Consider the following 25,160-nt stretch of genomic DNA (forward strand, 5'->3'; position numbering starts at 1 on the left):
ATTGCTTGTCAAGACGATAAAGCTGTCTTGACAAGCAATGGCGTGCCCAGAGATGGCTTCGGATCGGGGTGCAGGGGTAGGTCTGGCTACGCCAGCATCGGGCTGCGCCCGACAAAGCACCCTACTGCGGCCAGTACTGGCTCCATGCCAGGCCAGGCTTTGCCCCAACCCTCCCCAGCTCCTTGGCCCACCCAGGCCTGGTGGCGCACTTGACCCGCCCGCCCAGACCTGGCCCGGCTGGTGCGCTTGGCCTGGCTGCCCAGGCATGGCTCAGCTTGGTGCACTTGACCCGCAGGCCCAAGCGTGGCTCGGCCTGGTGCGCTTGGCCCGCCCAAGGCGTGACCCCGCTTGGTCTCCAGACGCCGCCACACCCAGGCGTGGCTCGATCCCTCCGAACCCGTCCCTTCCCGGCCCTCCCGGCCCGCGTCCCGTCCCGGGCCGGGCCGAACTCGCCCCTCCCCTCTCACCCGTCCCAACCCGAACCAACACCCAGCCCACCCCAGCCCGGCCCGGCACCCAACGCGGCCCAGCCCAGCGCCCGGCCCGGCGCGCGGCTCAGCACCCGGCCAGCCCGGCGCGCGGCTCAGCCCGCCCGACGCGACTCAATCCACCTCACCCAGCGTGGCTCGGCTTCCACCCCCACTCCCACCCCACCCGGCCCCCACCCCGACCCACCCCGGCGCCACCCGAACCAATCCCGTGGCGGCCGACGGTCCGCCGCGGTCTGGTCCGGGTGTCAGGGGTGGAGGTGGTTGAGGACGGCCATGGCGGCGTTGTGGCCGGGGATGCCGCTGACGCCGCCGCCGCGGCGGGCGCCGGCTGCGCAGAGGAAGAGGTTCGGGGTGTCGGTTTCCACGCCCCAGGTGCCGATTTCGGCGTCGGTTTCGGCGAATGGCCAGGAGAGGTCGCCGTGGAAGATGTTGCCGCGGGGCATGGTCAGTTCGGCCTCCAGGTCGAGTGGGGTGCGGGCCTCGATGCAGGGATTGCCGTTGGTGTCGGTGGCAAGGCAGGTTTCGATGGGGTCGACCAGGTGGGTGTTGAGGGCGGTCAGGTAGCGGGTGACGAGGGTGTCGCGGAGTTGGTCGTTGCGGCCTTCGAACAAGGCCGCGGGGAGGTGGAGGCCGAAGAGGGTGAGGGCTTGGTAGCCCTCCAGTGAGGGGTCGAGGATGGTGGGGTCGGTGAGGGAGTGGCAGTACATCTCGCCGGGCAGGACGGAGGGGACGGCGCCCGCCGCGCTTTCCGCGTACGCCCGCTCCAACTGGCTGTAGGACTCGTCCAGGTGGAACGTGCCCGCGAACGCGAGGGTGGGGTCGACGCCGGACTTCAGGCGGGGCAGCTTGGTGAGGAGCATGTTGATCTTCAGTTGGCAGCCCTCGCCGCGTGGCACGACCTCCTTCCCCCGCAACGAGTCCAGCACCGCCGGTGCGACGCCCGCGAGTACGGAACGGGACCTGACGAACCGGCCGTCGAACGTCACCTCGCCGGTGGTGCCGTCGGCCGACACGCGGGTCACCTCGGCGCCGGTGACGAAGTCGACGCCCGCCTCGGTCGCGACCCGGAACAGCTCGGCGGTGACCGCGCCCATGCCGCCGACGGGCACGCGCCACTCCCCCGTGCCGTTGCCGATCACGTGGTAGAGGAAGCAGCGGTTCGCCAGCAGGTCCGGCGAACGCAGGGACGTGTGGGTGCCGATGAGGCCGTCGGTGGCGACGACACCGCGCACGACGTCGTCGGTGAACAGCTCCTCCAACGTCGTGCCGAGCGGCTGCTCGAACACCTGCGGCCACACCGGACCCGCCAGCTCGCGGAAACGCGCCCGTGAGACCAACGGCTCCAGCATGGTGGGCGCCACCGCGGCCGCCAGCTCGTCGAGGGACGCGTACCAGGCCCGCCACCGGTCCCAGGCCTCGTCCGAGCCGGTGAGGGCGCGGAACGACCCGACCGTGTCCGGACCGGGCACGCGCTCGACCAGCAGCCCGCCGGTGCCGGCGGCCGTGTACGACGAGGCGGCGCGCGACCGGAGCTCCAGCCGCAGGCCCAGGTCGGCGACGATCCGGTCCGGCAGCAGGCTCACCAGGTAGGAGAACCGCGATAGGCGCGCGGGAACACCGGGGAACGGCGAGGCGCTGACCGCCGCGCCGCCGACCTGGCCGAGCTTCTCGACCACGAGCACCGACCGACCGGCCTTGGCCAGGTACGTCGCCGCCACCAGCGCGTTGTGCCCGCCACCAACCACCACGACGTCATAGGAGTCCACCCGGCCAACCTAACGCCGCACGGGCGGATCACGGCCTGCGAAAACCAGCACCGAGCCGAAAACCCGCACCCGGCCGAGCACCCCACCAGGCACCACGAACCGACCGACCACCCAGGGGAACGGGAACACGGCGAGGACGCGCAGCACCAGGACAGGCGGAACCACCGGCACGTGCCACAGCAGGAACAGGACCCTGGTCAGGAATATCATGGGTCAAGTAGACCGACGGGCACCGACAAAAACCGGGGTTCACGCCGTCACTGGATCGGGTGGTCCTCGAAGGGCTTAGCCGCCGAACAGCGGCGTCACCCTGCGCACCAGCTCCTCCAGGCCGTAGGCCAACGGGATCCCCACCCACAGCCACGCGAAAACGATCAGCCCACGCCTCATCGGGCGGCCTCCTCAAGCTCTGCGGACTCGTGGAACCTCGCGTTCACCGGGCGGACGAACTCGTTCGCCACGAACCCGACCACCAGCAGCCCGATCATGATGAACAGCGAGTTGGTGTACAGGTCGGGCCCGGACTTGCCCGCCGCCTTCTGCCCGTCCGCGATCGCGTTGACGATCAGCGGTCCGAGCACACCGGCCGTGGACCACGCGGTCAGCAGCCGACCGTGGATCGCACCGACCTGGTAGGTGCCGAACAGGTCCTTCAGGTACGCCGGGATCGTCGCGAACCCGCCGCCGTAGAACGACAGGATCACCATGGCGCACACCACGAACAGCGGCGTGGACGCGTTGCCCGCCAACGCGATCACCAGGTACATGGCCGCGCCGACACCGAGGTAGATCCGGTAGATGTTCTTGCGCCCCACCAGGTCCGAAGTGGACGACCAGACGATCCGGCCCGCCATGTTCGCCAGCGACAGCAGCGCGACGAACCCGCCCGCCGCCGCGACGGCCACCGGGGTCGACGTGCCCGCGAAGAAGTCCGTGATCATCGGCGCGGCCTTCTCCAGGATGCCGATGCCCGCGGTGACGTTGAAGCACAGGATGACCCACAGCAGCCAGAACTGGGGCGTGCGGATGGCGTTGCGCGCGGACACGTTCGCGGTCGTGATCATCTTGTTGACCACCGCGGCGGTCGGCTCCCAGCCGGGAGGCCGCCAGCCCTCCGCGGGAACGCGGATCAGCAGCACGCCGAGCGACATGAACACCGCGTAGACCACGCCGTGCACGGCGAACGACTCAGCGATGCCCGTGTGGTCCTTGCCGAACGACTTCAGCATCTGCGTCGACCACGGCGACGCGATCAGCGCGCCACCGCCGAAGCCCATGATCGCGATGCCGGTCGCCATGCCCGGCCGGTCCGGGAACCACTTGATCAGCGTCGACACCGGCGAGATGTACCCGATGCCGAGGCCGATGCCGCCGACGAAGCCGTACCCGACGACGACGAGCCAGAACTGCGAGGTCCACGCGCCGAGCGCGGAGATCAGGAACCCGGACGAGAAGCAGGCCGCGGACACGGTCATCGCCCAGCGCGGGCCGTTGCGCTCGACGAGCGTCCCGCCGAACGCCGCGGACAGCCCGAGCATCACGATGCCCAGCTGGAACGGCAGGGCGCTCTGCGTGCCGGACAGCCCGAGCGCGCCCTCAAGGGGCGACTTGAACACGCTCCACGCGTAGGCCTGACCGATCGCGAGGTGGACCGACAGCGCCGCGGGCGGGATGAGCCAGCGGTTCCAGTCCGCGGGAGCGACTGTTCGGGAGCGGTCGAGGAAACCCACGGTGCACACCTCCGTAACCTGGTTCGTGACCATCGGAACTTAATTGCTCGCCGATGGTGTTCGCACGAACAAGCCCGATGAGCGGTAGGTCATTGGCGAGGAGCGGCACGAACTAAGGGGTTGGTGGCGGTGGGACGGGTCACGGTGAGACGTCCGGTGATCAGCTTTTCGCCGCACGGGCAGCGCAGGAAGATCGACGCGCTGGCCGCCGAGGAGCCGTTGGAGCTGAGGGTGGACGGCCGCGCGCTGGCCGTCACCATGCGCACGCCCGGCAAGGACGTCGAGCTGGCCCACGGCTTCCTGCTCAGCGAAGGCGTGATCAGGGGCTTGGAGGACATCTCGACGGCCCGGTTCTGCGAGGGCACCGGCCCGGACGGGCAGAACACCTACAACGTGCTCGACCTGGCGCTCGCCCCCGGTGTCCCGGCGCCGGACGTCGGCGTGGAGCGCAACTTCTACACGACCTCGTCGTGCGGGGTGTGCGGCAAGGCCGCGCTGGACGCCGTCCGGCTGAAGACCGAGTTCTCCCCCGCCGCCGACCCGTGCCGGGTGGGCGTGGACGTGCTGACCAAGCTGCCGGACGCGCTGCGGGCCGAGCAGAAGGTGTTCGCCTCGACGGGCGGTCTGCACGCGGCCGGGCTGTTCACCTCGTCGGGCGAGCTGCTCGTGGTCCGCGAGGACGTGGGCAGGCACAACGCGGTGGACAAGGTGCTCGGCTGGGCCGTGATGAACGGCCGGATCCCGCTGCGCGACCACGTGCTGATGGTGTCCGGGCGGGCGTCGTTCGAGCTGGTCCAGAAGGCCGCGATGGCCGGCATCCCGGTGCTCGCGGCGGTGTCCGCGCCCTCGTCGCTGGCGGCCGAGCTGGCCGAGGAGCAGGGCATGACGCTCGTCGGGTTCCTGCGCGGCGAGTCCCTCAACGTCTACACCGGGGCGGAGCGCGTTGTTGAAGCCCCTTGAGGGGGTCCTGGTCGTCAGCTTCGAGCAGGCCGTCGCCGTGCCGTACGCGACGAGGCTGCTGGCCGACCTGGGCGCGCGGGTCGTCAAGGTCGAACGGCCGGGTGTCGGGGACTTCGCGCGGCACTACGACGCGGCCTGCGGCGAGGTGTCGTCCTACTTCGCGTGGACGAACGTCGGCAAGGAGTCGATGACCCTCGACCTCGCGGACGACCGCGCGGGCGAGGTGGTGGCCAGGCTGGTCGCGGCCGCCGACGTGGTGCTGTGCAACCTGTCCCCCGGCGCGGCCCGGCGGCACGGGCTGGACGCAGACACCCTGCGCGCGGGCAGGCCGGACCTGGTGGTCGGCGAGCTGTCCGGGTACGGCGAGGACGGGCCCTACGGCGGGCGGAAGGCGTTCGACGCGCTGATCCAGTCCGAGGCGGGGCTGGTGGAGCTGACCGGCGACGGCGACGTGACCGCGCGGGCCGGGATCTCGGTCGCGGACATCGCCGCCGGGGTCCAGCTGCACTCCGCCGTGCTGGCGGCGCTGCTCGCCAAGGCGCGCACCGGGCAGGGCGCCACGTTGCGCCTGAGCCTCTTCGAGGCGCTGGCGGAGTGGATGCACCAGCCGATGCTCTACGCGGCCGGTACGGGGGCCGCGGCGCCCCGCAGCGGGGCCCATCACCCGAGCATCGCGCCCTACGGGCCGTTCCCCTGCCGGGACGGCGCGGTGCACCTGGCCGTGCAGAACGACCCGCAGTGGCGGCGGCTGTGCGCCGAGGTCCTCGACCGCGCCGCGCTGGCCGACGACCCGCGCTTCGGCACGGTCGCCGACCGGGTGCGGCACCGCGCGGAGCTGCACGCCGAGCTCGACTTCCGCACGTGGGCCGCCGCGGACCTGCTGGCCGCCCTCGACGCCGCCGACGTGCCCGCTGCCCGCACGCGCGCCGTCACGGAGCTGCTCGACCACCCGCAGCTCGTGGCGCGTGACCGACGTCACGACGTGGCCGTCCCCGGCGGGTCCGCGGTCATGCTTCGGCCGCCCGTCGACTCCGACACCTGGGGCTGGACGCCCGGCGCCGTCCCCGCGCGGGGTGAACACACTGAGCACGTACTGCGCACGCTCGGCTACACAGCGGAGGAGATCGCCGCCTTCCGGGACGATTCCCCGCGCTGAGGAAGAACTGGGGTGTGAAACGGCGCCCGACCAGCGCACGATGTGTGGTGCGGAGGTATCGGGGGACCATGGAAGAGCGGACACGGCGCACGGGTGTGCCCAGGCGGACGGTGCTGTCGGCACTCGGCGCCGCGGGCGTGACGGCGGCCGGACTCGGGCTGACGCTCAACGGCTCGGCGCCGCTGGGCGAGGCGCTGCGGCTGGCGGTCGGCATCGCCGGGCCCAAGCCCGCGGGCAAGCGCGCCGTCGTGCGCGTGGACCGGGTGCACTCGACGGCCAGGGGCCGCGACGTGGACCTGCTGACCATCCTGCCGCCCGGCCCGACGCCGAAGAACCTGCCGATGTCGATCCTGCTGCACGGCCTGCACGGCAACGCCCGGTACGCCGCCGTCGGCGGCATGGTCGAGGTGTTCACCTCGGCCGTCGTCCGCGGCGCCGTGCCCCCGTTCGGGTTCGTGGCGGTCGACGGCGGCGACAACTACTGGCACGAGAACATCCCCGGCGACGACCCGATGGCCATGCTGCTGGAGGAGGTGCCCCGCTGGCTCGTCGAACGCGGCCTCGGCGGCACCGGCGGCCTCCCGTTCGCCTGCACCGGCGTGTCCATGGGCGGCTTCGGCGCCCTGCTCTACGCCCGCCGCCGCGCCGAACGCCGCCGGCCGCTCCAGGCCGTCGCCACGATCGCGCCCGGCCTGCTCACGTCGTGGCCGGAGATGGCGAAGCGCAAGGCGTTCGCCAACGCCGAGCAGTGGGCCTCCCTCGACCCGCTCAAGCACCTCCCCGACCTGGGTGACACGCCCATCGGGGTGTGGATCGGCGACAAGGACCGGTTCATCGTCGGCACGCGGCAGTTCATCAAGGAGAAGCACCCGGTCGTCGGCTCGATCGGCCCCGGCGGCCACGACGACCGCTTCTTCCGCCGCGCCGTGCCGGACGTGATCAGGTTCGTGGGGAAACGGGTGCCCAAGTCGGGCGTCTGAAGACCGCCGGGGTGGCCCGAAGGGGTCAGCGCGGCGTGAGCGGCGTGCGGTCGCTGCGGACCCACTTCAGAACCGCGGGCCACGAGCCGTAGTCGCTGTCGGCGTTGAGGTGGCCGCCGCCGACGATGACGTCCAGGTCGACGCGGAGCGTCTCGGCGAGGAGCTTGGCCTCGGCGAGGGTGAGGTTCGGGTCGCCCTCGCCCGCCACGAGGCGGGTGGTGACCGCGGCCCGGCGCAGCGCCGCCGGGTCCTGCGGGGGCGGCATGAACGTGGTGACGAGCGGTTCCACGTGGTCCGGGCGGGGCGGGGCCACCAGGAGGACGCGGTCCACGCGCAGCGCGGGGTCGTCGAAGGTGTCGGCGTGGTGCAGCCACAGCAGGCACCCGAGCGAGTGGGCGACAACGACACGTTCACCCGTACTGGGGGCGGCCATCAGGTGGGTGCGGAGTTCCGCGAGCCACACGTCGAGGGTCGGGCGGTCCGGGTCGCCGAACACGGGCATGTCCACCTGGGCACCGTGGTGGGCGAGTTCGCCCGCCAGCCAGTTCTGCCAGTGGGCCGGGCCGGAGCCGTTGAGGCCGTGCAGCAAGAGGACGTAGGGCAGTGACACGACGGACCTCCGGAAAAACGAGCGGGCGCACCCCGTGACCGGGGTGCGCCCATCCGCTTCGTGTTCTTAAGCCGACTTCTCGCGACGTTCGCGCCTGCTCGGCTGGCGGGCGACGATCGTCGGGTTCACGTTCTCCTTGACCGTCTGCTCCGTGATGACGACCTTGGCGACGTCGGTGCGGCTCGGGATGTCGTACATCACGGGGAGCAGCACCTCCTCCATGATCGCCCGGAGCCCACGGGCACCGGTGCCGCGCAGGATCGCCTGGTCGGCGACGGCCTCCATGGCGGTCTTGGTGAACTCGAGCTCGACGCCGTCCATCTCGAAGAGCTTCTGGTACTGCTTGACCAGCGCGTTCTTCGGTTCGGTGAGGATCTTGACCAGGGACGGCTTGTCCAGGTTCGTGACGCTCGCGACCATCGGGAGACGGCCGATGAACTCCGGGATGAGGCCGAACTTGATCAGGTCCTCGGGCATCGAGTCGGCGAAGTAGTCCGCCGCGTCGACCTCGGCCTTGGTGCGCACCTCGGCGCCGAAGCCGAGCCCGCGCTTGCCCACGCGGTCCTGGATGATCTTCTCCAGGCCCGCGAAGGCGCCTGCCACGATGAACAGCACGTTCGTCGTGTCGATCTGGATGAACTCCTGGTGCGGGTGCTTGCGGCCGCCCTGCGGGGGCACGGAGGCCGTGGTCCCCTCCAGTATCTTCAGCAGCGCCTGCTGGACGCCCTCACCGGACACATCACGGGTGATGGACGGGTTTTCACTCTTCCGGGCGATCTTGTCGACCTCATCGATGTAGATGATGCCGGTCTCGGCGCGCTTGACGTCGTAGTCGGCCGCCTGGATGAGCTTGAGCAGGATGTTCTCGACGTCCTCGCCGACGTAGCCCGCCTCGGTGAGCGCGGTCGCGTCGGCGATGGCGAAGGGAACGTTCAGCATCTTCGCCAGGGTCTGGGCGAGGTAGGTCTTGCCGCACCCCGTCGGCCCGAGCATCAGGATGTTCGACTTCGCCAGCTCGACGCCGTCGTCCCTGCCCTCGCGCCCCCGATCACCCGCTTGGATGCGCTTGTAGTGGTTGTAGACCGCCACCGCGAGAGTCCGCTTCGCCTCGCTCTGACCGATGACGTACTGGTCGAGGAACTCGTGGATCTCAGACGGCTTCGGCAACTCATCGAGCTTGACGTCGCCCGCTTCCGCGAGCTCCTCCTCGATGATCTCGTTGCAGAGGTCGATGCACTCATCGCAGATGTAAACGCCGGGGCCAGCGATGAGTTTCTTCACCTGCTTCTGGCTCTTTCCGCAGAAAGAACACTTCAGCAGGTCGCCGCCGTCACCGATACGCGCCATGACCGCTGACCTCTGTCCCCTCCGGCGCACACCTGATGTGCGGCGCCTGATCGTGTGGCGGAAGCCCGTTGGACACGAGTTCCACCCATTCCTCTCGACGGTACCTGGCCAACCCGTCCGAGCGGGAGGACCAGCGTCCCCCGGACCCGCCGAACCAACCGGTAGGCCCGGTCAGCTCGGCGTGTCGGGCGTCACTTCTTGCCCGAGAGCTTCCGGTAGGGCAGCACGGCGTCCACGATGCCGTACTCCTTGGCCGCGTCGGCCGTCAGGATCTTGTCGCGCTCGACGTCCAGCCGGACCTGCTCCGGGGAGCGGCCGGTGTGGTGCGCCAGCGTGGTCTCCATCAGGCGGCGGACGCGCTGGATCTCGTTGGACTGGATCTCCAGGTCCGACACCTGACCGTAGACGCCCTCGGTGGACGGCTGGTGGATCAGGATCCGGGCGTTCGGCAGCGCGTGCCGCTTGCCGGGGGTGCCCGCGGCGAGCAGGACGGCGGCGGCCGAGGCGGCCTGGCCGAGGCAGTAGGTCTGGATGTCCGGGCGGACGAACTGCATCGTGTCGTAGATCGCCATCAGCGAGGTGAACGAGCCGCCGGGCGAGTTGATGTAGAGCAGGATGTCGCGGTCGGGGTCGTCCGACTCGAGGCACAGCAGCTGCGCCATGACGTCGTTCGCCGAGGCGTCGTCGACCTGCACGCCGAGGAAGATGATGCGTTCCTCGAACAGCTTGTTGTAGGGGTTGGACTCCTTGACCCCGTAGCTGGTGCGCTCGACGAACGACGGCAGCACGTACCGGGACTGAGGCGCGTAGGACTGGTCCACTTGATCTCTCCTGGGTTGTGCCGCGGTCAGGCGTTCGAGACGCGGGTGGGGCGGGTGATCACCTTGTCGACGAAGCCGTACTCCAGCGCCTCGGCCGCGGTGAACCAGCGGTCGCGGTCCGAGTCGGCGATGATCCGGTCCACCGGCTGACCGGTGTGCTCGGCGATGAGCTCCGCCATCTCCTGCTTCGTGCGGGTCAGCATGTCCGCCTGGATCGCGATGTCGGCCGCCGTGCCGCCGACGCCCGCGGAGGGCTGGTGCATGAGGATCCGCGCGTGCGGGAGGGCCGAGCGCTTGCCGGGCGTGCCCGCGGAGAGCAGGAACTGGCCCATGGAGGCCGCGAGGCCCATGGCGACCGTGGCGACGTCCGGCTCGATGAGCTGCATCGTGTCGAAGATGGCCATGCCCGCGGTGACCGAGCCGCCGGGCGAGTTGATGTAGAGCGTGATGTCCTTGTCGGGGTCTTCGGCGGCGAGCAGGAGGAGCTGCGCGGTGATCTGGTTGGCGATGCCCTCTTCGACCTGGGAACCCAACACGATGATCCGCTCTCGGAGCAGCCGCTCGTAGACCGAGTCGTTGAGGTTCATCCCCGCGGACGACCGCATCTCGGGCGTCGGGAAGGAGTGCTGCGTCACGTCTGCCTGCCTTACTCCAGGAGGAACGGGGAGGACTGCTCCGCCGTGGCTTGACTCTGATCCGGTCCGACCGGATTCCCTACAAGTGACCTTAACGAAGGCGGGCGGCGTCGACTTCCCGACACCGCCCGCGTTCGCTCAGGGCTTTACTGCTCGACGGATTCCTCAGTGGAGTCGTCCGACTTGGACTCGCCGAACAGCTCGTCCAGGTCCAGCGCGTTGCCGGTGGCGTCGGTCACGGTGGCCCCGCGGACCACGGACGCGAGCGCCTTGCCGCGGCGGACGTCGGCGAAGATCGCGCCGAGCTGGCCGGACTGCTGCGCGCGCTTGACGTACTCGTCCGGGCTGATGCCGAACCGCTGCGCCTGGTAGATGATCCGCTCGGTGAGCTCGCCGTCGGTGACGCTGATCTCCTCGGCGTCGGCGATCGAGTCGAGCACCAGCTGCGTCTTCACGGCCTGCTCGGCCGCGGTGCGCACCTCGGTGTCGAACTCCTCCTGCGTCTGGCCCTGCTCGGTCAGCCACTCGGCGAAGCGGGCCTCGTCGTGGTCGAACGAGTGCACGGCGTCGTGCTTGCGCGCGTCGACCTCGCCCTGGACGACGGCCTCGGGCAGCGGGACCTCGACGGTCGCCAGCAGCGCCTCGAGGACCTTGTCGCGGGCCTCGACGCCCTGCTGCATCTTCTTCACGCGGCCGAGCCTGGTGCGCAGGTCGCCCTTCAGCTCGTCCAGCGTGTCGAACTCGCTGGCCAGCTGGGCGAACTCGTCGTCCAGCTCGGGGAGCTGGCGCTCCTTGACGCTGTTGAGCACGACGCTGACCTCGGCCTCGCGGCCGGAGTGCTCGCCCGCGACCAGCGTGGTGGTGAACGTCTTGGTCTCGCCCTCGGACGCGCCGACCAGGGCGTCGTCGATGCCCTCGACGAGCTGGCCGGAGCCGATCTCGTAGGACAGGCCGGAGGTCTTGGCCTCCTCGACCTCCTCGCCGTCCACGGTCGCGGACAGGTCGACGACGACGAAGTCGCCCTCGGCCGCCTCGCGCTTGACGCCGGTCAGGGTGCCGAAGCGGGCGCGGAGCTCGTCGAGCTGGGTGTCGACGTCGGACTCCTCGACCTCCTGGTCCTCGACGCTCACGGACAGCTCGCCGAACGCGGGCACGGTGATCTCGGGACGGATGTCGACCTCGGCGCTGAACGCGAGGGAGTCGCCGTCGGCGATGTTCGTGACCTCGAACTCGGGGCGGCCGAGGGTGCGCACCTCACCGCTGTTCACGGCCTCGAGGTACTTGGCCGGGATGGCCTCCTGGACGACCTCGTCCAGTACGGCGCCGCGGCCGATGCGGCTCTCCAGAACGCGTGCGGGTGCCTTGCCAGGACGGAAGCCGGGGATGCGCACCTGCTTGGCAAGCTTGCGGTAAGCGCGGTCGAAGTCCGGCTTGAGCTCGTCGAACGGCACCTCGACGTTGATCCGGACCCGCGTCGGGCTCAGGTGCTCGACGGTGCTCTTCAACGTGGTCTCCTCGTAACGAACATGACGTGCGGAACACCCCGAAACACCACGACAGGCGCCGGGATTCCGGTCGAGTCTAGGTGAGTCGTCAGGTCGGCCGGGCCGCCGGGGGTGGGCTGGCCCCCTACCCGGCCGCACGTCCAGGCCTTACCGTGAGGGGTCTAGACCAATGTGAGGTGGCGGATGGCACTGCGCGCGATCACCGCGGCGTCGACCGGACTGCTCCTGCTGGCGGCGTGCGCGTCCGCCGACCCGCCCGCCGACCCGCACGCGGGCCACCACCCCACCTCCTCCGCGGTCGCGGGTCCGGCGGGCCCGTTCACGACCCTGGACGAGGTCGTCCGGTGGACGCGGGCCGCCAGCGGCCAGTGCGCCGACGCCAGGACCGCGACGATGCCGGAGCTCACCTCCTACCTCGGCGCGGACCGGGCGCGGCTGTACGAGCCGTTCATCGCCGAGTGGGCGACCTGCTCCGTGCCGCCGTTCAGCAAGGTCGGCCTCGTGCTGTTCAAGCCCGACGGCGTGCGGGCGCTGCAGGAGTCCTGGAAGCGCGGCCTGGCCGACGGGACGCTCACCGAGAACCCCGACTTCGGCTTCGGCGACGGCTTCGCGCTCACGTCCGAGGAGCTGGGCACCGACGACCTGGGGCTGCGGCACCTCTGGTGCAAGCCGGTTCCCGGCACCGACGCCGAGCAGGAGCCCGCGGGCGTCGACGGGTGCGTGTTCGCGAGGACGAAGGGGCACCACTGACGGCCCCTCCGGGCCACCACCGCGGATCGGACCCGCGATCCGGAGGAACCGTCCGGCTCCCCGCGGCGTCGGAACGTGAGCCGCGGCGTCCGAACGAGGCGCTGGGCCACCAGGGGGTACCACCGGCACCTAGCAGGGTCAGCGGAGTCACCCGTGGGAGCGCTTGCCCCGGTCGCGGCAGGTGCGGGCGATGGCACCCGTGCGACCGCCCGGCCTATTCGGCACTAGCCGGTTCAGCAGCACATTAGGCCATTCGAGTGGCAAACACATCTGATGACTCTCCGAAGCCATACAACAAGTGCATGGGTTACCTAAGGTTGCCGTCGTAACACGAGTGCCGCAGTCGGACTCACCGACCGCAACGAGAACCAAGGGGGGTTACGCACAACGAGTGAATAGAGGCCAACCGGAGTAGCGCCTCACGGAAAACTTTCACTTGTTGAGATGACTCCACTCGCCGTAGTCCATTCGTGTGCAGGTCAGGTAGCGTGACGCGCGAGCCTGGGCCCACCTTGCTCACCCAAAGAAAGTTGCCGGACGTTCTGGGGGGAACCAGAGGCGGACGCAACCGGTAACGGGACGCAAGAAACGAGCGAGACAATGTCATCGAGCTTTTCAACCACCTACCAGACAAGGTGTCGATGACCCGATGAGATCCATTCCGCCGCTGCCCCCGACCGACGACCGGCCGTTGTCCGCAGGCACCACCCGCGTCTCCCGGCGCGGAGCAGGCCTGGTTCCGACATGGCTCTACCTGTTCCCTCCGGTACCCAGCACGGTTGCCCGGCGATGTTGACGGTTCAACCGGCCTGACTGCACACCTACCCGCAGCCAGGTCGACGACCGCCAACGCACCGGACCCCACGACGCCGTCCTACCCCGGCGTTCGTGGATCACTCTTTTACGCACCGTTGGGGAGCTCCATGGAGACGCGTCAGCTTTTGGCGTTCACAACTGTGGTTCAAACGGGAAGTTTCACGAAGGCCGCCGCCACTCTGAATTGCTCGCAGCCCACGATCACTACCCGTATCAAGGCACTCGAGGAGACCCTCGGGGTGTCGTTGTTCCGACGACTTCCCCGTGGCATCCAGATGACGTCCGCGGGCGTTGAGCTACTGCCCTTCGCACGCAACATCATCACCCTTACCGACAAGGCCAGAAAAGCCATCACGATGAACGGCGAGCCGCACGGCAAGCTGGTCATCGGCAGCGCACAGAGTCTGACCGACTACCGGCTGTTACCACTCATCGAGTACATGTGCTGGCGCTATCCGAGCGTCCAGATCTCGCTGCACTCGAGGAACACGCAGTCGAACCTGTCGTCGGTCCGGGAAGGACGCCTCGACTGCGCGTTCTTCATCGGCCCGATCGAGCCCCGCGAGGGACTGGAGTCGACGGTGCTCTGCCCCGAACCGCTGGTCATGGTCAGCGGACCGACGCACGCCCTCACCAGGCGGTCGGTGATCACCGAGGACGAGCTGCGCGGCAGCACGCTGGTCAGGGCCGAGAACGGCGCCAGCTACTACGAGCAGTTCGAACAGGCACTGGGGCTGCACGACACCGAGTCGAGGTCGCCGGTGCTGGCGCTCGACTCGATCGACGCCGCCAAGCGCGCGGTCGCCTCCGGCCTGGGGATCTCGCTGGTCCCCGAGGTCACGGTCGCCGCGGAGCTGGCGGACGGCAGGTTGCGCAGACTGCCCTGGGTGCCGCCGTTCCGGGTGTACACGCAGTTCGCGTGGCGCCAGGACAACTCGGGCAACCCCTCGGTGACCGCCCTGGTCTCCGCGGCCGCCCAGGTCGTCAGCGAACAGGTGGCCACCCCGGCCTGAATTGCGGGACCGTTCTTGGGCCTTCGGGCGCGAAAGCGCTCAAGAACGGTTCCGACGGGGTGACGCGGTGCCTCCTCCCCGCACCCCTCCGGTCCACGTGCGGATTCCCGCGGACCGGGACCGGGCGATTCCGCCGGAGCACCGCCGCGGGTGATCCGTGGTTGGCTGGCGGTCATGACGTTCAGCCGGTTGACGCACCTGGACTGCGCCCGCTGCGGGCGGCGCCACGACGCGGACGTGCTCGCGAACCTGTGCGAGTGCGGGTCCCCGCTGCTGGCGCGCTACGACCTCGACGCCGTGCGCGCGTCGGTCACCCCCGCCGACCTGGCCGGGCGGCCGCCGACGCTGTGGCGCTACCACGAGGTGCTGCCGGTGCGCGACCCCCGGCGCGTGGTCACCCTCGGCGAGGGCATGACGCCGCTGCTGCCGCTCCCCCGGCTCGGCGAGGCGCTCGGCGTCCCCGGTCTGCTGATGAAGGACGAGGGCCTGGTGCCGACCGGGTCGTTCAAGGCCCGCGGCGCGGCAGTCGGCGTGTCCCGCGCGGCGGAGCTGGGCGCGACCGGCATCGCCATGCCGACCAACGGCAACGCGGGCGCGGCGTGGGCGCTGTACGCGGCGCGCGCCGGGCTGCGCAGCGTGATCGCGATGCCGGTGGACGCCCCGGAGATCACCCGCGCCGAGTGCGCGGTCAGCGGCGCGGACCTCTACCTGGTGCGCGGGCTCATCGGCGACGCCGGGAGGATGATCGGTGAGCTGGTGTCCACTTCGGACGGCGAGCTGTTCGACACCTCGACGTTGAAGGAGCCCTACCGCATCGAGGGCAAGAAGACCATGGGGTACGAGATCGCCGAGCAGCTGGGCTGGAGGTGCCCGGACGTGATCCTCTACCCGACCGGCGGCGGGGTCGGGCTGATCGGCATCCACAAGGCGCTGCTGGAGATGCGGGAGCTCGGCTGGATCACCGGGAAGCTGCCGCGGCTCGTGGCCGTGCAGGCGACCGGGTGCGCGCCGATCGTGAAGGCGTTCGAGGCGGGTGAGCGGACCGCGGAGCAGTGGCCGGACTCGTCGACGATCGCCTTCGGCATCAACGTGCCCAAGGCGCTGGGCGACTTCCTGATCCTGGACGCGCTCTACGACACCGGCGGCACGGCCATCGCGGTCGACGACGAGGCGCTGCTGGCGGCGCAGGAGCTGTGCGCCCGGCTCGAAGGGGCGTTCGTGTGCCCGGAGGGGGCGGCCGCGTTCGCCGCCGTCCGCCTGCTCCGCAAGGAGGGATGGCTCGGCGAAGGCGAGGAGGTCGTCGTGCTCAACACCGGAGCCGGCATCAAGTACCCCGACACGGTGGGCGTCGAGGTGCCCACCCTCGACATCGGCGACAGCCTGCCGCGATAGGAGAAGACCCTGATGGTTTCGGTCAACGGGCTGGAGATCGCCCACCGGCAGAGCACCGGCACCGGGAGACCGGTGGTGCTCGTGCACGGGAACTCGTCGTCGTCCAGGACGTGGCAGCCGCTGCTGGACGGGCCGTTCGGCAAGCGGTTCCGCTGCCTGGCACCGGACCTGCCGGGCCACGGCGGGTCGCAGGCACCGGACGGCGGCTACTCGATCGCGACGTTCACCGCCGCCGTCGCCGGGTTCGCCGAGGTCTCGGACGCCCTCGACGCGGTGTTCGTCGGCTGGAGCCTCGGCGGCCACATCGTGATCGAGGCCGAGCCGCGCCTGCCCGACGCGGCGGGCCTCGTCGTCTTCGGCACGCCGCCGCTGCCCAACCCGGCCGCGGTGCCGTCGGCGTTCCTGCCGAACCCCGCGATGGGCGTCGGCTTCACCGGCCAGGTCTCCGAGGAGGACGCCACCGCGTACGCCGCGAGCTTCGTCGCGCCCGGCTCCCCGTTGCCGCTGCACGGTTTCGTCGCCGACATCCTGGCGACCGACCCGGCCGCGCGGGAGGGCATCGGCAACGCCATCGGCTCCGGCTCGATCGCCGACGAGGCCGCGATCGTCGCGGGCCTGGCGAAGCCGCTGGCCGTGCTGCACGGCCGCGAGGAGCAGCTGGTGTCGCTGGACTACCTGCGGGGGCTGGACATCCCGACGCTGTGGCGCGGAGAGGTGCAGGTGATCGACGGCGTGGGCCACGCGCCGCAGGAGGAGGACCCGGAGGCGTTCGCCGAGCTGCTGACCCGGTTCGTGGAGGACCTGGACTAGGGCGTGTATCGAAGTCCGTGTTCGCGGTAGCCGGGCCTGAGGTGGTTCCTGGGGGCACGGCCGACTGGCCCGCATACAACAGGCGGTATGCGGGCCAGTCGGCCGCACCGCCAGGAACCACCTCAGGCGCGACTCCCATCGAACGAGACTTCGATACACGCCCTAGCGCGGCGGGCCGGTGCTGCCCCTCGGGACCAGCACCGGCACCTGGTCCTCCACGTCCACGGGCGCCCCGCCGTCCAGCACGGTCAGCAGTGCCGTCGCCGCCCGGCCGCCGAAGGCGAACGTGTCCCGCGCCAGCGCCGTGAGCGGCGGGTGGATCAGCCTGCACAGCGGCGAGTCGTCCCAGGCCACCAGCGACACCCCACCCGGCACCGCCACCCCGAGCTCGGCCGCGACCCCCGCGCCCGCCACCGCCATCACGTCGTTGTCGTAGACGATCGCGGTCGGCGGGGTCGGCCCGGACAGCAGCTCGCGGGTGGCGCTCGCGCCCTGCTCGTCGGTGTAGTCGGTCGCCACGCACTCGGCGGCCGTGATGCCCCACGCGCTCGCGGCCTCGTGGAACGCGGTCGTGCGGCGTTCGGTGTGCAGCAGTCCGGGCAGGCCCGCGACCCGCGCGATCCGCCGGTGCCCCAGCGAGCCCAGGTGCTCGATGATCGACACCATCGCCTTGGCGTCGTCGGCCCACACGCTGGCCAGCCCGCCGTGGTGGCCGGGGCCGCCGATGACGACGGCGGGCAGTCCCAGCTCCTCGACGAGCGCGACCCGCCGGTCGTCCACCCGCAGGTCGACCAGGAACACCCCGCCCACCCGCTGCTCGGAGCACCAGCGCCGGTAGACCTCGATCTCGGCGTCCTGGTCCTCGACGACCTGGAGCATCAGCGCGACGGACCTGGTGGACAGCTCGGCCTGGAGTCCGGAGATCAGCTGGAAGAAGAACGACTCCACACCGAGCGTGCGGGCGGGCCGGGCGAGCACCAGGCCGACTGAGTCGGCGCGGGCCGCCGAGAGCGCGCGGGCCGCGCTGTTGGGCCGCCAGGCCAGCTCCTCGGCCACGGCGAGGATGCGCGACCGGGTCGTCTCGGAGACGCCCGGTCTGCCGTTCAGCGCGAGCGAGACCGCGCCCTTCGAGACACCGGCGCGGAGCGCGATGTCGCGGATGGTCGGACGTTTCACGCTCACCAACCTGTCCGGAAGTAGACAAGTGAATCGATTGAGGGTAGCTGCAGCTATACCGGTTTAGCTACGGTCCGGACAACACGGAGGTGCGGTCATGCGGACGACTCGGCGGGTATTCCTGATCGGTCTGGCGGCGGCGACCCTGGCGGGCTGCGGGCTGTCCGGCACGAACGAGCAGGGAGGTGCGGTCGCGGGTGAGGTCAAGGGCGAGATCACCTTCCAGACGTGGGCGCTCAAACCCAAGTACACCCAGTACGTCGAGGGTGTCATAGCCTCCTTCCAGCAGGAACACCCCGGCACGACGGTCAAGTGGATCGACCAGCCCGCCGACGGGTACCTGACCAAGGTGCTGGCCGACGCCTCCGCCGGGTCGCTCCCGGACGTGATCAACGTGCCGCCGGACCTCAGCTTCCCGCTCGCCAAAGCCGGTCAGCTGGTGAACCTCGACGAGGCGGCGGCGGATGCCAAGAAGGACTACCTCGACAACGCGTGGGCCGCTTACGCCATTCCGGGTAAAGCGGGTACGTACGGTTTTCCGTGGTACCTGAACACCGGTCCTGTTTTCTACAACAAAGCGCTGTTCCAGCAGGCCGGGCTCAACCCGGACAGCCCGCCGACGACGTTCGCCGAGCTCGAGACCGCCGCGCTGACCATGGCCCAGAAGACCGACCGCAAGGTCGCCATGCTCGGCCAGACGCCCGCCATCGCGGACTTCGGGCTCTACGGCGTGGAGATGATGAACGCCGACGGCACCAAGTTCACGTTCAACTCCGCCAAGGGCGTCGAGCTGGTCGAGATGTACAAGCGGATGTACGACGCGGGCGGGCTGGTCGCGGAGGCGCTGACCCAGAACTACACCGGGTCCGGGGCGAAGTTCATGGCGCAGCAGACCGCCCTGACCCCCGGCTCCGCCTACGACCTCGGCAAGTTCAAGACCGACGCGCCGTCGCTGTACGCGAACATCGGCATCACCAAGCCGATCACGAACACCGGCAAGGCCAACATGTTCGTGCACGGCGTCTCGGTGCCGACCTCCAGCAAGAACAAGCCGACCGCGCTGGCGTTCGGCCGGTTCGTGACGAACGCGGCCAACCAGCTGGCGTTCTCCAAGGTCGCGACGATCTTCCCGAGCAGCCGCGACGGCATGAAGGACCCCTACTTCACCACCGAGGACGGGTCCGACGAGGCCAGGGTGCGGGTGGCCGCGGCCAAGCAGCTCGGCGACTCGGTCAACTACACGCCGGTGCAGTTCAGCCAGCAGATGCAGGACTCGCTGCGGCAGAACCTCGCCGACGCCATGCTGGGCAAGAAGTCCGCCAAGCAGGCCCTCGACGACGCGGTCGCCGAATGCGACCGCCTGCTCGGGTGACCCGCTGGTACACGCCGTGGCTGTTCCTGCTGCCGGGACTGGCCGTCGTGGTCACGTTCAGCCTGGTGCCGTTCGTGAACATGATCGTGCTGGCGTTCACCGACGCCACCGCGCTCGGCGGCGGGCACTTCACCGGGCTGGCGAACTTCCAGCGGATGCTCGACGACCCGAAGTTCTGGGTGGCGCTGCGCAACAGCACGCTCTACCTGGTGGGCGTCGTGCCGCCGCTGGTCGTGCTGCCCCTGCTCATCGCCCTGCTGGTTCGGAAGAAGCTGCCCGGCATCACGTTCTTCCGCACCGCGTTCTTCACCCCGGTGATCGCCTCGGCGGTGGTCGTCGGGCTGATCTGGACGTGGCTGCTGGACAGCCAGGGGCTGGTCAACAACGTCCTGCGCGCGCTGGGCTGGGTCAGCAGGCCGGTGCCGTTCCTGACCGACGAGTGGCTGCTGCTGGTCAGCGCCATGCTCGTGACGATCTGGAAGGGCCTCGGCTACTACATGATCATCTACCTGGCGGCGCTCGGGAACGTGCCCGCCGACCTGCACGAGGCCGCCCAGGTCGACGGCGCCGGTCCGGTGCGGCGGTTCTTCGCGGTCACCGTCCCCGCGCTGCGGCCGACGATGGTGCTGGTGGCCGCGCTGTCCGCGGTCAACGGGTTCCGGGTGTTCTCCGAGATCTACCTGCTCTCCGGCGGGTCGGGCGGGCCGGGCGGCGCGGACACGTCGCTGGTGATGCTGATCCAGCAGACCGGCACCGGCCTGACCGGCAACGTCGGCTACGCGTCCGCGCTGAGCATGGTGCTGTTCGTGGTCACGCTGGGACTGCTGCTGGTCACGTTGCGGCTCAACCGGCGGGAGGAGGCGCTGTGAGGCGGGTCGGGCGGTACGCGCTGCTGCTGTTCGTGCTGGCCGTCACCATCGGGCCGTTCCTGTGGCAGCTGTCGACCTCGCTCAAGGGCGCGGGCGAGGACGTGTACGCGCCGGACTTCGTGCCGTCGCAACCGACGCTGGCCAACTACGCGGGCGTCGCCGACGTCGTGCCGGTGTGGACGTTCGTGCTGAACTCGCTGTTCGTGGCTCTGGTCAACGTGGTGGCCAACTGCGTCGGCGCGTCGATGGCCGGGTACGCGTTGGCGCGCCTGAGGTTCCGCGGTCGGCGGCTGGCCGCGCTGGTGTTCGCCTCGGGCATCCTGGTGCCGTTCGAGGTCATCCTGATCTCGTTGTTCCTGGTCATGCGGTCGTTCGGGCTGACCAACACGCTGACCGGCGTGGTGCTGCCCGGTGCCGTGGCGGCGTTGAACGTCCTGCTGATGCGCAACGCCTTCCTCGCCCTGCAACCGGAGGTGGAGGAGGCCGCGGTCATCGACGGGGCGAACGCGTGGCAGCGGTTCGCCCGGATCGCGGTGCCCTCGGCGCGCGGGACGATCCTGGTGGTCGCGCTGTTCTCGTTCATGTTCAGCTGGGACGACTTCCTGTGGCCGCTGGTGGTGCTCAGCGACCCGGACAAGTACACGCTGACCATCGGTCTGGCCTACCTCCAGGGCACGTTCTTCCAGAACCAGCGGCTGGTCGCGGCGGGCACGATCATCGCCGTCGCACCGCTGATCGTGTTGTTCATCAGCCTGCAGAAGCACTTCTTCCGCGGGGTCGGCGAAGGTGCCATCAAGGGCTAGAGAGGACCGCCTTGCTGCGATTCGGCGTCAACTACACCCCCTCCTCCGGCTGGTTCCACCACTGGCTCGACTTCGACCTGGACGCCGTGCGCGCGGACCTCGCCTCCATCGCGGCCCTCGGCCTCGACCACGTGCGGGTGTTCCCGCTGTGGCCGGTGTTCCAGCCCAACCGCGGCCTCGTGCGGCCGCGGGCGGTGCAGCAGTTGGTGTCGATGGTCGACGCGGCCGCCGCGGAAGGGCTGGACGTGCAGGTCGACGCCCTGCAGGGGCACCTGTCGAGCTTCGACTTCTACCCGTCGTGGGTGCAGACGTGGCACCGCCGCAACGTGTTCACCGACCCGGACGTCCTGGCCGGGCAGGCGTTCTACCTGCGCACGCTGCTGGAGGCGTTGCGGGACAGGCCGAACTTCCTCGGCCTCACGCTGGGCAACGAGACCAACCTGCTGACCGAGTCCAACCCGCTCACCCCCGACGAGGCCGCCGCGTGGCTGGACGAGCTGCTGCTCGTGTGCGCCGCGGTCGCGCCGGACCAGCCGCACGTGCACTCGGAGTACGACGCCGTCTGGTACTCCGACGACCACCCGTTCCTGCCCGCGCACGCCGCGCGCAAGGGCGCCATGACGACCGTGCACTCGTGGGTGTTCAACGGGACCGCGCAGCGCTACGGGCCGTTGAGCGTGGAGAGCGTGCACCACGCCGAGTACCTGGTGGAGCTGGCGAAGGCGTGGGGCGCGCCGGACCGGCCGGTGTGGCTGCAGGAGATCGGGGCGGCGCAACCGGAGATCGGCGCGGAGCAGGCGCCGGAGTTCGCCGAGCGGACCCTGGCGAACGTGCTGTCGTGCACGAACCTGTGGGGCGTCACGTGGTGGTGCTCGCACGACGTGGACCGGTCGCTGGTCGACTTCCCCGAGCGCGAGTACGAGCTGGGGCTGCTCACGACCGAGCGCAAGGTGAAGCCGCTCGGCGAGACCGTGGCGCGGATCGTCGCGCGGGCACGGGAGGTCCCGCCGTCCCCGGTGGCGCGGACGACGTCGGTGAAATTGACTGGGGAGCGCTCGTCGTGGGGGCCGAGTGGCGCCGTCTTCGACGAGTGGATGGGCCTCGCGCGCGACGGCGTGCGAGCTTCGATCGAAGTGGGGTGACGGTGCACGACGAACGCGCGCTACTGGAAGAGCGGCTGAACCGGGCCCTCAGGGAACGGATCAGGCCCGCGCTCTACGGCGACTCCACGCCGGTCGAGCTGTCGGTGTGGCACGCGCCCGGCGAACCCGTGCCGGTGGCCGAGGCGCTGGCCGCCACCTACGAGCCCGCCCGCGTCGGCGACGCGTGGGGGCCGCCGTGGAGCACCAGCTGGTTCCGGCTGGCCGCGGAGGTGCCGCCGGAGTGGGAGGGCAGGCAGGTCGAGGTGGTGGTGGACCTCGGGTTCACCCACCCCGGTCCCGGTTTCCAGGCCGAGGGGCTGGCGTACAACGCCTCCGGTGAGCCGGTGAAGGGCATCGAGCCGCGCAACACGCACCTGCCGGTGTCCGGGTCGAGCGTCCTGTACTACCTGGAGGCCGCGGGCAACCCGACGATCCTGGACTTCGAGCCGTTCGTGCCGACCCCGTTGGGGGACAAGGAGACCGCGGGCACCGAGCCGCTGTACCGGATCCTGCGCGCCGACCTCGCGGTGTTCAACCCCGAGGTGTGGCACCTGGTCACGGACCTGCAGGCGTTGCAGGGGCTGATGAAGGAGCTGCCGCAGCACGAGCCGCGGCGGCACCGGATCCTGCACGCGATCGACCGGTCGTTGGACCTGCTGGACACCCAGGACGTGGCGGGCAGCGCCGCCTCGGCGCGGTCGGCGCTGGTGGAGGTGCTGTCGCGGCGGGCCAACGCGAGCGCGCACCGGGTGTCGGCGGTCGGGCACGCGCACATCGACTCGGCGTGGCTGTGGCCGCTGCGGGAGACCGTGCGCAAGTGCGCGCGGACGTTCAGCAACGTCACCGCGCTGATGGACGACTACCCCGAGTTCGTGTTCGCGTGCTCGCAGGCGCAGCAGTACGCGTGGATGAAGGAGCACCACCCCGCGGTGTTCGAGCGGATCGCCTCGAAGGTGGCGGCGGGCCGGTTCGTGCCGGTCGGAGGCATGTGGGTCGAGTCGGACACGAACATGCCCGGCGGCGAGGCGATGGCGCGGCAGCTGGTGCACGGCAAGCGGTTCTTCCTCGACGAGTTCGGCGTCGAGACCGAGGAGGTGTGGCTGCCGGACTCGTTCGGCTACAGCGCGGCGCTCCCGCAGCTGATCAAGCTGTCCGGCTCGCGGTGGTTCCTGACGCAGAAGCTGTCCTGGAACCAGATCAACAAGTTCCCGCACTCCACGTTCTGGTGGGAGGGCATCGACGGCAGCCGGGTCTTCACCCACTTCCCGCCCGTGGACACCTACAACTCCTCGCTGTCGGGCGAGGAGCTCGCCCGTGCCAGCAGGCAGTTCGCCGAGCACGCCGTCGCGACCAGGTCGCTGGTGCCGTTCGGGTATGGCGACGGTGGTGGCGGGCCGACGCGGGAGATGCTGGAGACGGCCAAGCGCGTGGCGGACCTGGAGGGCTCGCCGACCGTGACGATCGAGACGCCCGCGGCGTTCTTCCAGGGGGCGCAGGACGAGTACCCGAACGCGCCGGTGTGGGCGGGTGAGCTGTACCTGGAGAAGCACCGCGCCACCTACACCACGCAGGCGCGCACCAAGCAGGGCAACCGGCGCAGCGAGCACCTGCTGCGCGAGGCCGAGCTGTGGGCGACGGCGGCGCACCTGTCGTTCGGGTCCCCGTACCCGTACGACGCGTTGGACCGGCTGTGGAAGACCGTTCTGCTGCACCAGTTCCACGACATCCTGCCCGGCAGCTCGATCGCCTGGGTGCACCGCGAGGCCGAGGCGACCTACGCGCGGGTGGCCGGTGAGCTCGAGGGGATCATCGACAGCTCGGTGACGGCGTTGGCGGGCGAGGGGAAGGCGGACCTGGTGTTCGACGCGGTGTCGTCGACCGCGCGCGCCACGCCCCAGGCCGCTTTCGTGGCACCGGTCGGCGGCGTGCTGGACAACGGGCTGCTGCGGATCACCGTGTCCGACAACGGGTTGCTGACCTCGGTGTACGACATCGGGGCCCGGCGGGAGGTCCTGCCGCCCGGCGCGGTCGGCAACCTGCCGCAGCTGCACGCGGACACGCCGAACCAGTGGGACGCCTGGGACATCGACCCGTTCTACCGCAACAACCGCGTCGACCTGGTGGACGGCGAGGTGACCGCGTTGCCCGACGGGCTGCTGGTGCGGCGGTCGTTCGGGAAGTCGACGATCACCCAGACGTTGCGGCTGGCCGAGGACGCGCGGCAGCTGGACATCGACACCGAGGTCGAGTGGCAGGAGGTCGAGAAGCTGCTGAAGCTCGCGTTCCCGCTGGACGTGCGGGCCGAGGTGTCGACGGCGGAGACCCAGTTCGGGCACCTGCACCGGCCGATCCACGTGAACACGTCGTGGGAGGCCGCCAAGTTCGAGATCTGCGCGCACCGCTGGCTGCACGTCGGCGAACCCGGTTACGGCGTGGCGTTGGCGAACGACTCCACCTACGGCCACGACGTGACCCGCACGACCCGTGACGACGGCGGCACGACCACGACCGTCCGGCTCTCCCTGCTCAGGGCCCCGCGGTTCCCCGACCCCCAGACCGACCAGGGCACCCACCGCTTCCGCCACGCGCTCGTGGTCGGCGCAGGCATCGCCGAGGCCGTCGCCGCCGGGTACCGCACCAACCTCCCCCAACGGGTCGTGCGCGGCTCGCGGGAGGTGGAACCGCTGGTGGCCGTCGACAACCCCGCCGTGGTGGTCGAGGCCGTCAAGCTCGCCGACGACCGGTCCGGCGACGTCGTCGTCCGGCTCTACGAGTCGCTCGGCGGCCGGGCCCACGCGACGCTGCGCACCTCGTTCCCGGTGCAACGCGTCGTCGAGACCGACCTGCTCGAACGCCCCCTGGCCGACACCTCCGTCGACCTGGAACTGCGCCCCTTCCAGGTGGTCACCCTGCGTTTCACGAGGTGACCGACCCCTTACCCGGCCGCGGATCCCTTACCGACCGTCCGTAAGGGATCCGCACCCAAGGCCACGTGATGCTCCGATGCCCCCGCGCG

General features: G+C 70.3%; 22 protein-coding genes and 1 pseudogene. 13 read left to right on the forward strand and 10 right to left on the reverse strand.

Going from position 1 to position 25,160, the window contains the following annotated elements; translation table 11 throughout:
- Positions 1–736: 736 nt before the first annotated feature.
- The 4 genes from CLV43_RS34795 to CLV43_RS34805 form a co-directional block, all read right to left on the reverse strand.
- Positions 737–2,257 carry a phytoene desaturase family protein gene (locus tag CLV43_RS34795; RefSeq protein ID WP_106192765.1) on the reverse strand — a complete coding sequence of 507 codons (1,521 nt, stop codon included), beginning with the start codon at positions 2,255–2,257 and terminating at the stop codon, positions 737–739.
- Between the two features lie 9 nt (positions 2,258–2,266).
- Positions 2,267–2,467, reverse strand: a complete 201-nt coding sequence (locus CLV43_RS34800) for a hypothetical protein (RefSeq protein WP_106192766.1) — start codon at positions 2,465–2,467, stop codon at positions 2,267–2,269.
- 75 nt (positions 2,468–2,542) lie between these two features.
- Positions 2,543–2,647, reverse strand: coding sequence for an MFS transporter small subunit (locus CLV43_RS50535; RefSeq protein WP_425445787.1), 105 nt, complete (start codon positions 2,645–2,647; stop codon positions 2,543–2,545).
- On the reverse strand, positions 2,644–4,020 hold the full coding sequence (locus tag CLV43_RS34805; RefSeq protein WP_106192768.1) for an L-lactate MFS transporter: 1,377 nt from the start codon (positions 4,018–4,020) through the stop codon (positions 2,644–2,646). The genes CLV43_RS50535 and CLV43_RS34805 overlap by 4 nt, the downstream gene beginning before the upstream one ends.
- 96 nt (positions 4,021–4,116) lie before the next feature.
- Here CLV43_RS34805 and fdhD point away from each other — a divergent pair, with 96 nt between their 5' ends.
- From fdhD to CLV43_RS34820, 3 genes are all read left to right on the forward strand, one after another.
- Positions 4,117–4,947 carry a formate dehydrogenase accessory sulfurtransferase FdhD gene (gene fdhD / locus CLV43_RS34810; RefSeq protein ID WP_106193028.1) on the forward strand — a complete coding sequence of 277 codons (831 nt, stop codon included), beginning with the start codon at positions 4,117–4,119 and terminating at the stop codon, positions 4,945–4,947.
- Positions 4,934–6,103 carry a CaiB/BaiF CoA transferase family protein gene (locus tag CLV43_RS34815; RefSeq protein ID WP_245887183.1) on the forward strand — a complete coding sequence of 390 codons (1,170 nt, stop codon included), beginning with the start codon at positions 4,934–4,936 and terminating at the stop codon, positions 6,101–6,103. Before fdhD ends, CLV43_RS34815 begins: the two co-directional genes overlap by 14 nt.
- A 68-nt stretch (positions 6,104–6,171) precedes the next feature.
- Positions 6,172–7,083 (forward strand): alpha/beta hydrolase, encoded by a 912-nt coding sequence (locus CLV43_RS34820; protein ID WP_106192772.1) that lies wholly within the window; start codon positions 6,172–6,174, stop codon positions 7,081–7,083.
- A gap of 25 nt (positions 7,084–7,108) precedes the next feature.
- Here CLV43_RS34820 and CLV43_RS34825 read toward each other — a convergent pair whose 3' ends face one another.
- The 5 genes from CLV43_RS34825 to tig form a co-directional block, all read right to left on the reverse strand.
- On the reverse strand, positions 7,109–7,693 hold the full coding sequence (locus CLV43_RS34825; protein ID WP_106192773.1) for an RBBP9/YdeN family alpha/beta hydrolase: 585 nt from the start codon (positions 7,691–7,693) through the stop codon (positions 7,109–7,111).
- A gap of 66 nt (positions 7,694–7,759) precedes the next feature.
- Entirely contained in the window at positions 7,760–9,040 is a 1,281-nt protein-coding gene (gene clpX / locus CLV43_RS34830) for an ATP-dependent Clp protease ATP-binding subunit ClpX (protein ID WP_106192775.1), read from the reverse strand.
- Positions 9,041–9,231: 191 nt separating this feature from the next.
- On the reverse strand, positions 9,232–9,861 hold the full coding sequence (locus CLV43_RS34835) for an ATP-dependent Clp protease proteolytic subunit (RefSeq protein ID WP_106192777.1): 630 nt from the start codon (positions 9,859–9,861) through the stop codon (positions 9,232–9,234).
- A 26-nt stretch (positions 9,862–9,887) separates the two neighbouring features.
- Positions 9,888–10,496, reverse strand: coding sequence for an ATP-dependent Clp protease proteolytic subunit (locus CLV43_RS34840; RefSeq protein WP_106192779.1), 609 nt, complete (start codon positions 10,494–10,496; stop codon positions 9,888–9,890).
- A gap of 146 nt (positions 10,497–10,642) precedes the next feature.
- Entirely contained in the window at positions 10,643–12,001 is a 1,359-nt protein-coding gene (tig, locus tag CLV43_RS34845; RefSeq protein ID WP_106192780.1) for a trigger factor, read from the reverse strand.
- A 183-nt stretch (positions 12,002–12,184) separates the two neighbouring features.
- Between tig and CLV43_RS34850 the strand changes: the two genes are divergently transcribed.
- The 5 genes and pseudogenes from CLV43_RS34850 (at position 12,185) to CLV43_RS34865 (ending at position 16,782) form a co-directional block, all read left to right on the forward strand.
- Positions 12,185–12,751 carry a hypothetical protein gene (locus CLV43_RS34850; RefSeq protein ID WP_106192782.1) on the forward strand — a complete coding sequence of 189 codons (567 nt, stop codon included), beginning with the start codon at positions 12,185–12,187 and terminating at the stop codon, positions 12,749–12,751.
- Positions 12,752–13,674: 923 nt separating this feature from the next.
- A pseudogene (locus tag CLV43_RS49660) lies at positions 13,675–13,845 on the forward strand (LysR family transcriptional regulator); the annotation flags it as partial.
- A gap of 78 nt (positions 13,846–13,923) precedes the next feature.
- Positions 13,924–14,580: a LysR family transcriptional regulator substrate-binding protein gene (locus tag CLV43_RS34855; protein WP_245887206.1), complete on the forward strand. Its 657-nt coding sequence runs from the start codon at positions 13,924–13,926 to the stop codon at positions 14,578–14,580.
- A 174-nt stretch (positions 14,581–14,754) separates the two neighbouring features.
- Positions 14,755–15,972 carry a threonine synthase gene (locus CLV43_RS34860; RefSeq protein WP_106192786.1) on the forward strand — a complete coding sequence of 406 codons (1,218 nt, stop codon included), beginning with the start codon at positions 14,755–14,757 and terminating at the stop codon, positions 15,970–15,972.
- 12 nt (positions 15,973–15,984) lie between these two features.
- Positions 15,985–16,782 carry an alpha/beta fold hydrolase gene (locus CLV43_RS34865; protein WP_106192788.1) on the forward strand — a complete coding sequence of 266 codons (798 nt, stop codon included), beginning with the start codon at positions 15,985–15,987 and terminating at the stop codon, positions 16,780–16,782.
- 162 nt (positions 16,783–16,944) lie between these two features.
- On the opposite strand, the gene CLV43_RS34870 is transcribed toward CLV43_RS34865, so the two are convergent.
- Entirely contained in the window at positions 16,945–17,958 is a 1,014-nt protein-coding gene (locus tag CLV43_RS34870; RefSeq protein ID WP_106192789.1) for a LacI family DNA-binding transcriptional regulator, read from the reverse strand.
- A gap of 97 nt (positions 17,959–18,055) precedes the next feature.
- On the opposite strand from CLV43_RS34870, the gene CLV43_RS34875 reads away from it, so the two are divergent.
- The 5 genes from CLV43_RS34875 to CLV43_RS34895 are packed head-to-tail and all read left to right on the forward strand — an operon-like array spanning position 18,056 to position 25,071.
- On the forward strand, positions 18,056–19,330 hold the full coding sequence (locus CLV43_RS34875) for an ABC transporter substrate-binding protein (RefSeq protein ID WP_106192791.1): 1,275 nt from the start codon (positions 18,056–18,058) through the stop codon (positions 19,328–19,330).
- Complete coding sequence (locus tag CLV43_RS34880) at positions 19,327–20,199, forward strand: carbohydrate ABC transporter permease (protein ID WP_211304699.1); 873 nt, start codon at positions 19,327–19,329, stop codon at positions 20,197–20,199. The genes CLV43_RS34875 and CLV43_RS34880 overlap by 4 nt, the downstream gene beginning before the upstream one ends.
- Complete coding sequence (locus CLV43_RS34885; RefSeq protein ID WP_106192794.1) at positions 20,196–21,002, forward strand: carbohydrate ABC transporter permease; 807 nt, start codon at positions 20,196–20,198, stop codon at positions 21,000–21,002. Before CLV43_RS34880 ends, CLV43_RS34885 begins: the two co-directional genes overlap by 4 nt.
- A gap of 11 nt (positions 21,003–21,013) precedes the next feature.
- Positions 21,014–22,144 (forward strand): glycoside hydrolase 5 family protein, encoded by a 1,131-nt coding sequence (locus tag CLV43_RS34890; RefSeq protein ID WP_106192796.1) that lies wholly within the window; start codon positions 21,014–21,016, stop codon positions 22,142–22,144.
- Entirely contained in the window at positions 22,141–25,071 is a 2,931-nt protein-coding gene (locus tag CLV43_RS34895; RefSeq protein WP_245887184.1) for an alpha-mannosidase, read from the forward strand. Before CLV43_RS34890 ends, CLV43_RS34895 begins: the two co-directional genes overlap by 4 nt.
- Positions 25,072–25,160 lie beyond the last annotated feature (89 nt).

The organism is Umezawaea tangerina (assembly GCF_003002815.1).
In the GTDB taxonomy this organism is placed as follows: domain Bacteria; phylum Actinomycetota; class Actinomycetes; order Mycobacteriales; family Pseudonocardiaceae; genus Umezawaea; species Umezawaea tangerina.